Annotated in this window: 15 protein-coding genes; 2 read left to right on the top strand and 13 right to left on the bottom strand. The window is 39.5% G+C overall.

From position 1 onward, the window contains the following. Positions 1-6: 6 nt before the first annotated feature. Complete coding sequence (locus ACOMA9_RS00825) at positions 7-255, top strand: LapA family protein (RefSeq protein WP_270235596.1); 249 nt, start codon at positions 7-9, stop codon at positions 253-255. Between the two features lie 377 nt (positions 256-632). On the opposite strand, the gene ACOMA9_RS00820 is transcribed toward ACOMA9_RS00825, so the two are convergent. The 8 genes from ACOMA9_RS00820 to ACOMA9_RS00785 all read right to left on the bottom strand — a co-directional run bounded on the left by ACOMA9_RS00820 (position 633) and on the right by ACOMA9_RS00785 (position 10,476). Continuing rightward, positions 633-2,531: an ABC-F family ATP-binding cassette domain-containing protein gene (locus ACOMA9_RS00820; protein WP_330945054.1), complete on the bottom strand. Its 1,899-nt coding sequence runs from the start codon at positions 2,529-2,531 to the stop codon at positions 633-635. Positions 2,532-2,605: 74 nt separating this feature from the next. Further along, entirely contained in the window at positions 2,606-2,971 is a 366-nt protein-coding gene (locus ACOMA9_RS00815) for a hypothetical protein (RefSeq protein WP_003027587.1), read from the bottom strand. A gap of 1 nt (position 2,972) precedes the next feature. Next, positions 2,973-3,677, bottom strand: a complete 705-nt coding sequence (locus ACOMA9_RS00810) for a matrixin family metalloprotease (protein WP_270736243.1) — start codon at positions 3,675-3,677, stop codon at positions 2,973-2,975. Positions 3,678-3,821: 144 nt separating this feature from the next. Further along, a complete protein-coding gene (locus tag ACOMA9_RS00805; RefSeq protein ID WP_151379914.1) occupies positions 3,822-4,613 on the bottom strand; it encodes an alpha/beta hydrolase in 792 nt (263 codons plus the stop codon). A gap of 96 nt (positions 4,614-4,709) precedes the next feature. Next, positions 4,710-6,371, bottom strand: a complete 1,662-nt coding sequence (locus tag ACOMA9_RS00800; protein ID WP_126406837.1) for a ribonuclease J — start codon at positions 6,369-6,371, stop codon at positions 4,710-4,712. Positions 6,372-7,048: 677 nt separating this feature from the next. After that, positions 7,049-7,951 (bottom strand): IS30 family transposase, encoded by a 903-nt coding sequence (locus ACOMA9_RS00795; RefSeq protein ID WP_421424408.1) that lies wholly within the window; start codon positions 7,949-7,951, stop codon positions 7,049-7,051. A 178-nt stretch (positions 7,952-8,129) separates the two neighbouring features. Continuing rightward, entirely contained in the window at positions 8,130-9,416 is a 1,287-nt protein-coding gene (locus ACOMA9_RS00790; protein WP_049534198.1) for a peptidase U32 family protein, read from the bottom strand. A 130-nt stretch (positions 9,417-9,546) separates the two neighbouring features. Further along, a complete protein-coding gene (locus ACOMA9_RS00785) occupies positions 9,547-10,476 on the bottom strand; it encodes a peptidase U32 family protein (RefSeq protein ID WP_421424347.1) in 930 nt (309 codons plus the stop codon). A 138-nt stretch (positions 10,477-10,614) separates the two neighbouring features. Here ACOMA9_RS00785 and ACOMA9_RS00780 point away from each other — a divergent pair, with 138 nt between their 5' ends. Further along, the gene (locus ACOMA9_RS00780) at positions 10,615-10,908 is read left to right on the top strand and encodes a DUF3270 domain-containing protein (protein ID WP_003027603.1); all 294 of its coding nucleotides are present in this window, start codon (positions 10,615-10,617) and stop codon (positions 10,906-10,908) included. 89 nt (positions 10,909-10,997) lie between these two features. Here ACOMA9_RS00780 and ACOMA9_RS00775 read toward each other — a convergent pair whose 3' ends face one another. From ACOMA9_RS00775 to ACOMA9_RS00755, 5 genes are all read right to left on the bottom strand, one after another. Continuing rightward, positions 10,998-11,465, bottom strand: coding sequence for a YtxH domain-containing protein (locus tag ACOMA9_RS00775; protein WP_151380293.1), 468 nt, complete (start codon positions 11,463-11,465; stop codon positions 10,998-11,000). 15 nt (positions 11,466-11,480) lie between these two features. Beyond that, complete coding sequence (locus ACOMA9_RS00770; protein WP_106083292.1) at positions 11,481-11,864, bottom strand: DUF948 domain-containing protein; 384 nt, start codon at positions 11,862-11,864, stop codon at positions 11,481-11,483. An 18-nt stretch (positions 11,865-11,882) separates the two neighbouring features. Continuing rightward, positions 11,883-12,656, bottom strand: a complete 774-nt coding sequence (lgt, locus tag ACOMA9_RS00765; RefSeq protein ID WP_192876345.1) for a prolipoprotein diacylglyceryl transferase — start codon at positions 12,654-12,656, stop codon at positions 11,883-11,885. Continuing rightward, positions 12,649-13,581: an HPr(Ser) kinase/phosphatase gene (hprK, locus tag ACOMA9_RS00760; protein WP_049534181.1), complete on the bottom strand. Its 933-nt coding sequence runs from the start codon at positions 13,579-13,581 to the stop codon at positions 12,649-12,651. The genes lgt and hprK overlap by 8 nt, the downstream gene beginning before the upstream one ends. Before the next feature lie 106 nt (positions 13,582-13,687). Then, a complete protein-coding gene (locus tag ACOMA9_RS00755; protein WP_151380291.1) occupies positions 13,688-14,209 on the bottom strand; it encodes an NUDIX hydrolase in 522 nt (173 codons plus the stop codon). Positions 14,210-14,236: the final 27 nt, after the last annotated feature.

Genomic DNA, 14,236 nt, shown 5'->3' with positions numbered 1-14,236 from the left:
TAAATGATGAAAGAAAGAATGCACTACATTTTACTGCTACTTGCAATCCTCCTAATCGCTGGACTATCTTTGGCTAATATGCAAAGCGTCACCGTTAGCTTTATTCTCTTTCGTTTTAAAATTCCACTGATTCTCTTAATTTTACTCTCTGTCTTACTTGGAGCTATCACTACTATCCTCATCAGCATGCCGAAGAATTTTTCTCTCAAAAATGAATTAGCCAAAGCCAAAAAAGAACTCAAAACAAAAAACTAGGTTGGAATCCAACCTAGTTTTTTGAAGATATTCTTAAAAAGTTCGGATTTTACTTTCGGACACGTCTTTCTTTGTCAAAATCTTCTTGTCCGAAAATCGGACGACATTATTTTTTCAAAAAAGCTTTGTCCGAAACAAGAATGTTCAGAATTTGCTCCAAAAACTTCCTTCCGAAAACTGGTCAAAGCAATCTCTCCCCTAAAACTTGTCGTCCGCATGTGGAAAATGGAAAATTACTTAAAAGTTCCCCCGTCCTTCATGAAGGACGAGGTTTTTTGCTCAAAAAACTCTCATCCCCATTTGGAATGTTCGGGATTTACTCTCAGGGAAGAATTCCTCCGCTTCGGATGAACTTTCTTGACTTAAAAATAGCTCGCTCACACCTGTTCTGCCACTTCTTCCCACTCTGTCATGGCTGCTTCCTGTCGTTCAGTCAGCTGGTCTAGCTTCTGCTGAAACTCCATAAGCTCGCTCGCATCATTGGTCTCCTGCATAGCTGTAGTCAACTCGGTCGTTTGCATCTCCAGCTCTTCGATTTCAGCTTCTAGCTGCTCCAAACGGCGAGCTAATTTTCGAGTTTCTTTCTGCGTTTCTTTCTGGAGTTGGTAGTTGGTGACTGGCTGAGGTTGAGTGGGCTCTGATGCAGTAGCTTTCTCCTCCTGCAAAGCTTCCAGCTCTGCTTTTTTCTCCAGATAATAGTCATAATCGCCCAGATAAAGAGTAGAGCCAGTATCAGAAAGCTCGATAATCTGCGTGGCAACGCGGTTAATAAAGTAGCGGTCATGGCTAACAAAGAGCAGAGTGCCGTCAAAGTCAATCAGGGCATTCTCCAACACCTCTTTGCTATCAATATCTAGGTGGTTGGTTGGCTCATCCAGCACCAAGAAATTTTTATTTTCCATAGACAGCTTAGCCAGTAAAAGCCGCGCCCGTTCCCCACCTGACAGCATACTAACAGACTTTTTGACATCATCGCCTGAGAAGAGAAAGGCACCCAGACGATTGCGGATTTCCACTTCTGGTGTTAGCTTAAAATCATTCCAAAGCTCGTCCAAGACTGAATTGCTCGGTGTCAATCGGCTTTGAGTCTGATCATAGTAGCCCAGTTCCACATTTGCCCCCAGATGCTCCTGCCCACGGATAAAAGGAATTTGTCCTACAATGGACTTGATAAGAGTTGTTTTCCCAATACCATTTGGTCCGACAATAGCTACTGCGTTAAATTTACGAATATCCAGATTGATAGGCTCGGACAACACTTGGTTATCATAACCAATAGCCGCATCTTCTACAGTCAGAACGACATTTCCAGAAGGCTTAGCCGAGCGAAAGGTCATATTAGCAGAACGACTGCCTCTGTCTGGCTTGTCCAGACGCTCCATTTTTTCCAGCTGTTTGCGTCTGGATTGAGCGCGTTTGGTTGTAGATGCCCGAACCAGATTGCGATTGACAAAATCCTCCAAAGCAGCAATTTCCTTCTGCTGTTTTTCATAATTCTTGGCCTCCGTCAAGAGCTTCTGCTCCTTTTGCTGAACAAAACTAGAGTAATTTCCCACATAGCGGTCCAACGAATGCTGGGTCAAGTCCAGTGTCACAGTGGCTACTTTATCAAGAAAATAACGGTCGTGACTGACAATGATGAGAGCTCCGCTATAGTTGCTCAAGTAATTTTCCAGCCAAGCAATCGTCTCTATATCCAAGTGGTTGGTAGGCTCATCCAGTACCAATAAATCTGGCTTTTCCAGTAGCATTTTCGCTAGAGCCAATCGAGTATTCTGCCCGCCCGAAAGCTCTTCTATTTTCATCTGCCACATGGACTCATCAAACTTGAAACCATTGAGAATCGCACGAATATCTGCCTCATAGGTAAAGCCGCCTGCCTGACGGAAATCCTCTGACAAGCGGTCATAGTCTGTCATCAGTTTTTCCAGATCCGTCCCAGTTAAATCCCCCATAGACAGCTCCATCTGTCGCAATCGTTGCTCCTGCTGACGTAAATCATCAAAGACATGCAGCATTTCATCGTAAATGGTATTGACAGACTCAAAGCGACTGTCCTGCGCCAAATAAGACAGGGATATATCCCGCCTTTTATTGACTTCCCCAGCACTTGGGGCTTCTTCACCGACTAAAATCTTCAAAAGAGTGGACTTACCAGCTCCATTTTCCCCTACTAAGGCAATTCTATCTCGTTCATCCACTTGCAGGTTGATATTATCAAAAAGAACCTCCCCTGCAAAAGAGCGTTCAATCTTATTTGCTTGTAAAATAATCATAAACCTATTATAGCAGATTCCTATCTCAACTGCTATCTTAGAAAACAAAAATACGGTTCATTTCGACCGCATTTTCATTTAAAACTACTTAAAATCTCTTGATTTTGCATCACAAGGTAAATACCTAATAGAATAATCAAAGCAAAAAGCCCTAATTTGATGATTCCTTTTACAAAACGAATGACCCAAAGAATTATCATCGAACCAATCAACCACATCACAGCTGAATGATTGAAAAATCCTTGAATAGCTTGACTATTTTGACCAAAGAAATTCTGAATGGACACAGGAACATGTTCCTGCCATGCAGCTGTCACACCGATATGATTGGCAATATCAGAACCACTTTGCCATAGCCATGCAAAAATACTAGAATTAAAGACAAACAAGAAAACTTGCTCTGGGAAACGTCTAATGATTTTAAAGATATTTCTTATCATTTTATGCTTGATACAACTCCTTTACTGCTTGAACATCTACTGCTTGAATCCCGTAAAGCGAGCCAGCGGACTGCATGACAGATTTTTCTTCATTATGTTCTAATCCAATCGCATGTCCCAGTTCGTGTTCTGCTGTGTTTACGATTCGTTCATAAGAGTAGCCGTATTGACTATTCAATAGATAGTAACGATTTAGCCGAACCGTTACATTTGTGAAGCGTTTCGTCAATAAATTAGTTTGTGATTCTGCCTCACCTGCCGCACTCACCGTACCATCATTCATCTCTGTCGCCACAATATTGGCTTGATTTTTATCATTTACAATCTGAAAAGTGAAAGCCCCTGTTTGATTCCAAGCACGAATGGCTTCTTGATAAGCTGAGTGAAATGTCTCATCTTGTGTATCTATATAAACCGTAGCGCTTGCTGTGTCCCATCGAACACCAGACGCTTGGTGAACATGATTGTCCGATAGCTGTTTGGTCAGGTCTTTCACATTTTGCCCGACGCCTAGTTGACTATCCTGTCCACTTACATATCGGTAAATTTGACTGACATCTTGCTGAAGTGTTGTCGAAAAACTGCTTTTAGAAGGACTCATGATATACAAGATTCCCACTAAAAAGAGTGCTGTTAATGCAAGACTATAAACTAAACGCCATATCAAGCGCAACAGCGCCGAAAATATTCGAAATATAAACCTCATACTTCCCTCCTAATCTCAAATGTAAAGAGTAAGTATAATGAGATTCTCTTAAAAATTTCTTAACATAGAGAACTGTAAAAGAAAGAATAAAATATTGACAAAAAAATGTAAATTGCTGTCAAAAAAGTCATCTCTCAAGCAACTTTAGGATAAGCGCTCCTCCACTTCAAAATCAATCGGCAACCATTTCAGAAATTCTTCTAGTTGATTTTCCCAATAATACCACTCATGCTTTCCCGGATTATGATGATAGGTGATATCTAAGCCACATTCGCGCAATTGTTTAACAGCTACTTCATTTGCTTGATAAAGAAAATCCTGCTCCCCACACCAAGCGTAAAATTTAGTCTTTTTATCTGACTTCTTTGTCATTGTCGTCAAAAAATGCTGCTTGACATCAGCTGCTTTCAAATCACCAAACACACCTTGCCAATAGTTGAGCGTCCCACCTGGAAGTTCTTCTATGTCCACATCATCTAGACCGAGCCCAATAGCGCCTGAAAATGACCCTGCATAAGAGAATCGATCTGTCGTCAAGGCTATTTTATAAGCCCCATAACCTCCCATTGACAGACCTGCAATAAATGTTTTCTCCCGTTTCCGACTCATATTGGGGAAGAATCGCTGCATAACCTCAGGCAATTCTTTTGCTATGGCATCATAATAATTCAATCCATAAGCAGTATTGGTGTACCAAGCAAGATCTGTTGATGGCATAATGACAATTAAATTTGTATGGCGCAGTAAACGCTCAATATTCGTCCGTTTTCGCCACGAATTTTCATTGCCGCCCATGCCGTGCAAAAGGTAAAGAACGGGAATATCCGTATCTGCTACCTGATCGGGAGCTACTGCATCCGCATCAGGATAGATGACATTGACACGACGCTCCATTTCCAACACTGCTGAATGATACTCTATTTCAAAAAATGCCATTTTTTCTCCTTTTAATATAAATGTAAGAAAGGGGTTGGAACAAACGTCCTGACCCCACTATTTTATCACTATATAAAATGTGCTAATTTAACCTGCTTAACGCACTTCCATTACAACGGGTAAAATCGCCGGACGACGTTTGGTTTGCTCAAAGAGATATTTCGCAAGATTGTCACGCACCGAGCCTTTCAACTCACTCCAGTCAAAATTATCTTTTGCAAGGTAATCTTCAACTGTTTTATTGATTAAGTCAGCACTCTCACGCAAAATATCACGGCTTTTCTTGACATAAACAAATCCACGTGTATGAACCTTGGCTTTGGAAATAATCTTCTTGTCACGACGGTTTACTGTAATGGCTACGATAAAGATACCATCTTCAGACAGAACTTTGCGGTCACGAAGAACGATAATTCCGACATCACCAATCGCATTTCCGTCAATCATAACATCACCAGAAGATACCGCACCAGCAGGTACAAAATCACCCTTTTCATATTCCATAATGCTACCACGCTTTGGAATAAAAATGTTCTCTGGCAACATACCAATTGCCATGGCAGCTTTAGCATGTGCTGCCAATTCACGATATTCTCCTTGAATTGGGAACAAGAATTTTGGCTGCAAGAGGTTTAACATCAATTGCAAATCGCGCTCATTTCCATGTCCAGACACTCGCAAATCTTGCGTAATTAGTTTGACAACACCACCTGCTTGGTAGATCATGTTTTCTACACGTGCCACCAAGGCTTCTTTTGCGATAGACGGTGTTGTAACAATATAAACCAAATCACCTTCTTTGATTTCTACATAACGGTGACGACCAATAGACATCTTGCGCAAGCCATTGATTGGCTCACCCATACGCCCAGTTTCCAAAATAATCAACTCATGATCTTCAAACTTGGACATTTCTTTTGGTTTGATTAGCAAACGTTCGTCCACAAGTGATAATTTCTTCAAGCGAATAGCTGTCCGAACGATATTTTCAATGTCAAATCCAGTCAACACAACACGACGCCCTGTCCTAGCAGCAGCTTCAAAGACTTGTTGAATCCGAGAAAGATTGCTTGCAACCGCCGCAACAATCACGCGTCCTTCCCAGTCTCCAATTGTATCGCTAATTTCCTTTGCAACTTCGCTCTCACTTGCCACTTGAATCGTACTATCCGCATTTGCAGAATCACTAAGAAGAGCTAGAACACCTTCACGACCAATTTCCGCCAAGCGAGCAAAATCTGTTGCGTAAGACTGACTAGCCGTTTGGTCAAACTTGAAATCACCTGTGTAAACAATATTCCCTTCAGACGTTTTCAAAACAATCCCTAAACTCTCTGGAATAGAGTGCGTTGTTTTAAAGAAAGATACAACTGTACCTCCAAAATCAATCTCTGTGTCTTCATCAATCACATGAAAATCATTGAACTTTTTGACCGTATCATTTCCTTTGACAAATAACTTAGCCAACTCAATCGTCAATTCTGAGCCAAATACAGGGACTTTCGTTTCAGCAAGTAAATAAGGCAAGGCACCAATTGCATCCGCATGCCCGTGTGTCAAAAAGACCCCTGCAATACGGTCCTTATTTTCAAACAAATAGTCCATATTGGGAATAACAAAATCCACACCAAGCTGTTCATTTTCTGGATATTTTAATCCGACATCCAGGACAAAAATAGATTCATCCACTTCAGCGATGTAAAGATTTTTCCCATTTTCACGTACACCGCCCAAAGCAATCAATTTAATATTGCTCATTGATTCTCCTTTTCAAATTTTTTTACTAACGGTCCTTGGAATCCCAAGTCGAATTACAGTTTTGCAAATCTTTTGCATATCTAATTTATTATACTACTTTTCATGATTTTTTTCAAAGAACAGAGCATACAAAAAACTCCTAGTTACTGTATATCTACAGAAAGCTAGGAGCCGTCTCTATTTGCTAATAAGTGATAGATAGACTTTCAGAAAGTAATTATCTGAAAAGAGATTCTTATGATGATTCCATCGTTATTTTATTAAAGAATGATTTTCTTGTCCACAATATATCAAAAACAAGTTTTTTCATCTAAAACAATAGCGGTTTTATACCAAAGCGTGAAAATCATTAAAAAGCTTCTACCGACTGCATCAAATAACATTCTTATTTATTCTTACTTTGCGTTCTTTATACGCGATGCAATTCTACAAACCACTACATGACATCTTCAGAAATATTTATCAAATACCTCCAATTAAGAAAAACAATTAGCAAATAGAAACTAATACATCATAAACGATTTAAAATATGAATGTTCCGATACCCATTGGAATCAGCCCTTTCTTATCTTTCTTTAATTATATTGTACACCTTCTTTTTTAAAAAAGCAAGCGTTTACATTCATTTTTTTAAAATATTTTTTACAAATGATAAATTGCAAGAATAAGTGCAACATTTATTCGAACTCATCCTCTAGAGCTTCACAAGCCGTTCTGTAACCTAAACATTTTCGTGGTCGGTGATTGATATCATATAAAGCCTTGTTCAAATCCTCATCAGAGATAGCGGCTAAATCTGTTTTCTTGGGGAAATATTCTCTTAGTAAGCCATTTGCATTTTCATTGCTTCCTCTCTGCCAGGATGAATAGGCGTCCGCAAAGAAAAAGGAAATTCCTAAGTTTTCTACCAGAGGATAGCAGGCAAACTCTTTTCCCCTGTCTGAAGTGAAGCTTTTAAGAGCCTCTTTTGGAAATAGCTCACAAAGTTGTTCAATGGCTGAAAACATGGCTTTGGCTGTTCTATCTGGTATCTTGAAAGCTAAGTAAAAGCGCGTTTTTCGCTCTAGAAAAGTAGCTAAACAGCCCTTGCTTTTGCCTCTGGAAGACACCACAGTATCAAGCTCCCAGTGACCAAAAGTTTTACGATTCCTGACCTCTTTAGGACGTTTGGCAATCGACGTGCCAATCCTAAATGTCCCACGTGTTTCTTTAGGTTGTCGAGTTTTTCCTTTACGACGAAGGACACTCAAATCCAAATCAATCAAACCAGCATAGAGCCAGTTATAGATGGTTTTAAAAGCGACCATCGGCCTTTGTTCAAGCTGATAGCGACCACAAATCTGTTCAGGCGACCAGGAGGATTTTAAACCGTCCTCAATTTCCTTTTTCAACTTTGGTGTCAAACGAGACTTCCGACCTTTTTGCTTAGCCCTGCGGTCGTACTCTTCCTGTGCTAAGACTGCAGAATAACCATTTTGACATCGCCCTAACTCTCTTGAAATGGTAGACTTATGGACACCAAGTTTACTTGCAATTTGGCAAGGTTTCAAACCGAATTCCAAGTAGGTTTCTATCTTTATTCAGTCAGTTATGGTAAGATGGTAGTAGCTCATAGTTTTTCCTCGGGTTCTGTTTGTGTGGTTACTTACAGTTTACACCAATGAAACACTATGAGTTTTTTTGTTGCACTACATTTTACAATTTATCAAATGAAAAGAGGCAGAATTAACCATTCAAACCTCTTCTCAATGTGGATTTTTATGCCCGTACTGTGACACTTGTGCCGTCTTCTTTATAAAGATTTATCAAACCTTCTTTACGACTGCGTACCATATCACCTGGATAAACCGGATGTGGCAAGGAAATCGTCAACAGTTCCATCGGATTTGGAGCCCGATCAATTTTATTTCCATCTGAATCATGTAAATCTGTAATGACTGCGTTAAAATGACGGAAACCAGGGCCATAAAATTCAACTGGGTCGCCCTCATTGATGACATTTCGTTGTCGAATAGTCGCTGTTTGCGTATCAGGGTCATAAGCCACCACTTCTGCCACAAATTTATATTGCGGAATTTTGCGGCGTGCTCCAAAAAGCTGCTCATTTTCAGTCGGTGTATGATAATAAAATCCTGTCGCCAATTCACGCTGCGCAACTTTCCACATTTCATCTACTAAATCTTGCTTGATTGCTTCAAACTTCTCAGGGCTTTCAAGATAAGCATCTACTGCCGCCTTGTAACAATTTGAAACAGTAGATACGTAGTGAATAGACTTCATGCGTCCTTCAATTTTCAAGCTGTCTACTCCATTTTCAATCATATCTGGAATATGGTCAATCATGGACATATCAACAGCTGACATAGAAAATTCTTCTGGAATTTCTCCTTTTAAGCTCTTGCGCTCTTGTCCAAAAGGCATATCGTAGAGATCATATTTCCAGCGGCAAGATTGAGAGCAGCCCCCACGATTGGCATCCCGCATACTCATGTGATTAGATAAAGTACAGCGCCCTGAGTAAGAAATGCACATAGCCCCATGAACAAAAGCTTCAATCTCCACATCGGTGTGTTTGCGGATTTCTGCTAGTTCTTCCATAGAAACCTCACGCGCCAAAACGACACGTGTCAACCCCAAATCTTTCCAAAATTCTAAGGTTTCATAGTTTGTTGCGCTAGCTTGTGTTGACAAGTGTACTTCCAAACCTGGCGCTTCTGTACAAGCAATGGCAATCAATGCTGGGTCAGATACGATAACGGCAGAAATGCCAATATCTCGCAAAGTGCGGAACCATTCCCCAGCTCCTTCTTCATTTCCTTCGTGGGTTACCATGTTCGCAGCCACATAGACTTTTGCGCCATGTTCACGAGCAAATTGAACGCCCTCTTCCATTTCTTCAAACGTAAAATTTCCAGCACGACTGCGCAAACCATAGGCTTGTCCGCCAATGTAGACAGCATCCGCTCCATAGCGAATGGCGACTTTTAATTTTTCCAACGTTCCAGCAGGCGCCAGAACTTCTGGTCTTTTCAAAGTTTTTGTCATATTCTCGCTCTTTTCCATATTCTAATACTTAGCCTTTTTATTTTATAGCAAAAAGGGCTTGAAAGCAAACTAAAGGTAGCAGATTGTGAATGTTAAACAAGCAGTCACAACTCGCGACCACCTGTATTCCTTATTTCACCTGGTCTGGATCATATTCATAAAATCCAGTATCCAAGAAACGATTTTTGGGATGCAATTGATGAATCTGCTCATCCAAAAGGAAAGCCTGATCATGTGTAAATTGATTGGTCTCAATCAGCTCACGCGCTTGCACAAAGAGTTTGGCAATTTCAACAAAATTGTGTCCTGGCGTATAAATCCCTTCTAATTTCCAATGTGTAAAGCCATGTTCTACCAACTCTCCAAGTTTCGTCATCATATCCAAATCATTATTTGCAAAAATATGCGTCCCATGATTGTCCTCAAAAATAGAATAATGGCTATCTGGGTCACTCGGCTCTGCAAGGAATAAATCACGCTCACGACTCTTTTCGTCATCAATATGAGTGAAATTATAATAATTTTGCAAAAGCGGACGCTTAGAGTGATGAATGACGCTAGCACCATAAGCCAAAATCTCAACAGGAATTTCTAACACTTCCTGCATTTTAAACAATTCTGCCGATGGAATTTCCCGTGCTAAAACAGCCTCAGAAGCGCCAGCTTTTTGCCCCCAGAAGTTCACTTGACGACTGCTAGCAACCATAGTCGAGGCATCATAAATCGTCTTAAACGGATAACCATCACGTTTTAACACATAAAAAACTCCAGCATCTCCTACAGTAATATAATCCGCCTGAATATCCACTAAAAAATCAAGAAATGGCTTGATTTTATTCATCATTTCCTGATGCATCAAAGCATTGACAGCAATTGTCAACTTTTTGCCTACCTCATGTACAAGGGCTGCAATCTGTCGCAATTCGTCATAAGAAAAAGTACGGGGTAATCGAAGACCATACTCTTTTTCACCTACATAAATGCGATCCACACCTGCTTCTAAAAGCTCTTTTACTTGTTCAACGCTCTCAGCTGTCGCTGTAATGATAATCTTTTTCATAGCAAAATTATAACATATTTTTGATTTCTCTTCTATTTTTTAATTTGAAAAGCATTTTTAGCCTTTTTGTAACTGTTATGTAATATTTATCTAATTAAAATCATGATAAAATAAGAGAGTACTGTAAGGAGAGAGAACATGACCGCAAGAAAATATCAGTCCTATCAAGAGGACTACACCTATCCAGAATTAGAACAAGAACAATATCCCCTTTATCAAGATTACATTCCTGAAGCAAAAACGAATCCAAACCTGAAAGAATTACTATTTTTCGTGAATATTGCTACATTTTGTATCTTGACAGCTTTATTTAGCTTTTTATTCCTGTCTATTAAAGTAAACACTTTCTTAGCTTTTGCTTTAGCAATTGGTGTTAGTTTAGTCTGCATTAAAATGCAGCAAGCATTTATTCGTCGGAAAAGAAATAAATAGTTTTGAAATTAAAGTGCCTATTTGCAAGGCACTGTTTTTGTTGTGATTCATTGTGATGTAAAATCGATTTAGTTAAAAAAATTGAGGTGCTAGTCCTCAATTTTTTTGTCTTCATTTTCCGATTCTTGGTTTTCTGTCAAATCAATGACAATATCCTCCGATGTGGTTTCTTTATCAACTGGTTCTTGCTCAGTTTTTTTGAAATCTTCTGGAGAGATACCTTCTGGTGTCATTTTTTCTTTCCATTCTTGCATTTTCTCTTGTGAAAAGTCAACTACTTGTTTCGTTGCTTCTTTCACAGAGTCAAGAACAGTTTCGCCTGTAATTTCTCCGCTTTCAACCTTTTCTTTGGCTTGATTGACTGCTTCTACAGCTTGGTTAGAGAATTGATTGGCTTTTTGTACTACTTGATCTTTAAAATCATCTGGATTTTCTTTGACGTCATTCATAAAATCAGAAACCTTAGCAGTCACTTCTTTTCCTTTTTTGCTAGTAAGAAATACAGCTACAGCCGCTCCAGAGATTGTTCCTAAAAGGATTGATGAAAATTTACCCATAATAAGCCTTCTTTCTTATTTTTTAAATAGTTTTGTAATCATGCGCAAAGCTGATAAAGTTGCACCAGCTTTGACACTATTTTTTCCTGCTGCAGCGGCTTTTTTACTCAAATGACGAGCAGAATCATTCAAATCTGAAACGGACTCAGATAAATCTGCAACTGCAGTGAAAAGCGGGTCAATGGTTGTCATTTTTCCATTAATATCATCTGCTAAAACATTCACTTTCGTTAACAATTCATTGGTTTGATAGAGTGTCACATTGACATCTGTCGTCAACACCTGAATTGTTTTTTCTGTTTCGTCAACGACATTTGAGATTTTCCTAACCAAAAAAATCGTATAAACAATCAAGGCAACCAAAGCGAGGGCAACTAAACTATAAGCAATCTCAAGCATTTTTCTTCTCCTAACTTTTTAATAATAAGGGGTATCTTTTTTTCTGCGTTGGTAAATGACGAGAATGATTCCGGCAACCACTAGAACAGCAGACAACCATTGTGACACACGCAAGCCAGCAAACATGAGACTGTCTGTCCGCATCCCTTCAATGACCATGCGCCCCATTCCGTACCAAATCAGATAAAACCCTGTAATTTCACCACGTTTGAGGAAGTTTTCCTTTCTTCGTACAATCATCACCAGAGCAAATCCAAGCAAATTCCAAACCGACTCATAAAGGAAAGTTGGTTGTCGATAATGACCATCAATGTACATTTGATTGCGAATAAAACTTGGTAAGTAATTTAAACTTTTTACGACCGCTCCGTAAGCCTCTTGGTTGAAGAAATTTCCCCAACGTCCAAGACTTTGGGCAATCATTACACCCGGAACCGCAATATCTAAAAAGTCTAGCGTATTGATAAGCTTTCTCTGTGAGAAAAAATACAAGACAATCGCTCCGGTGATTAAACCGCCATAGATAGCAATTCCTCCGTGCCAAATGGCAAAAATCTCACCAGGATTTTTAGCATAATAGCCCCAATCAAAAATAACATAATAAATGCGAGCTCCAACGATTGCCAAAGGAAACGCAATGAGGATAAAATCAAGAATATCATCTGGAATGATTTTCTTCCGCGGCGCTTCACGCATAGCCAGATAAACAGCTAAAACTAAACCTGTTACAATACAAATCGCATACCAACGAATACTAAGAGGCCCTATCTTAAATGCAATTGGATCAATCATGAGACACCTCATTTTCACTAATGAGATTGGTCAAGCGTTCCTCAAAAGTCTTCGTGGCATCAAAGCCCATTTCTTTTGCACGGTAATTCATTGCTGCTGCTTCAATCACTACCGAAATATTGCGGCCCGTTTTCACAGGAATACGGATTCTTGGAATGGAAACACCTGATACTTCAAACTCTTCACCATTATTTCCTAAACGGTCAAATGTTTTATTGACATCATAATTTTCCAAATAAACGGCAATCTGCACTTGTGATGAATCTTTGACAGCACTAGCTCCATAAAGACTCATGACATCGATAATTCCGACACCGCGAATCTCAAGCAAATGGCGCAAAATTTCAGCTGGCTCGCCCCAAAGAGTCATTTCATCTTTTGCATAGATATCCACGCGGTCATCTGCAACCAAACGATGTCCTCTCTTCACCAGCTCCAATCCAGTCTCGCTTTTCCCGATTCCACTATCTCCTTGAATCAAGACACCCATCCCGTAAATGTCCATTAAAACCCCATGAATACTGGTTCGCTCAGCCAAACGCGAATCCAAATAACTTGAAATCTCACCGGATAAACGACTAGTTGGTGTGTGACTGCTGAGAACAACAATTTCATTTTCCTTTGCAGCCTTTAACATCTCATCGGGAATTTTCAAATCACGCGCCACAATCATAACAGTGTCTCGTTCAAACATTTTCCGTAAAACCTGATAGCGATTATGTGACGTCATCTTCATCAAGTAAGACCATTCTTTCATGCCCATTAGTTGGATACGCTCTGGTGTGTAATAGTCAAAATAACCTGTCATTTCAAGTCCTGGACGGGAAATATCAGAGGTCGTAATTTCTCTTTCCAACATTTTCTCGTCGCCATAAACCACATTTAATCTGACTTTTTTTAATAGATCTTTGATCTTTACAGTCATATTCTTCCCCTTTGATAGTTTCTTTTTCTATTATAGCAAATTTTCAGATTAAAGGAGAGTTTCATCCTTGTTTTTAAAGAAAATGGATAAACATACATAGCATTTACTACTTCTCTGACTGGAGCATTCTTTCTACAATTTGTTTTTGATCTTGAAATAAAGGATAACGGTTCACAAAATATCGTAATTCACTAGGTTTCAGCCAGATGTGACTATCCGTTTCACCCTCTTGATATTTCACGTCTTTCTCTGTGACAATTGCCTCATAAAAATCAAAATGACAGTGTTCTTTAGGTGAAGTCGTCTGCTCAATTAGTTGTATTTCTCTAGGAATCAGCCCAGTTTCTTCCTGCAATTCACGATAAGCTGCGGTCATGCTATCTTCACCAGCCAACACACTTCCTCCTGCACCAAACTCATAATAATTAGGATGAATTTCTTTTTTTGGACTACGATGCATCAGGAGAAATTCCCCATCTATATGACGAACGAAGACATTGACACAAAGGTGATACTGACCTTCTGGAATCTCTTCTCCTCTGAGCAATTTATATCCAACTTTTTCCCGATACTCATCGTAAGCATCCCAATATTCCATCTCTTCTCCTTCAAAAATAAGAGAGTCCATTGCATGAACTCCTTTCTAGCATATATA

Source organism: Streptococcus atopicus, from assembly GCF_049166725.1.
Classification (GTDB): Bacteria; Bacillota; Bacilli; order Lactobacillales; family Streptococcaceae; genus Streptococcus; species Streptococcus hominis.
The sequence above is the reverse complement of the archived record's forward strand: the minus strand, read 5'-3'. Positions and strand labels throughout refer to the sequence as shown.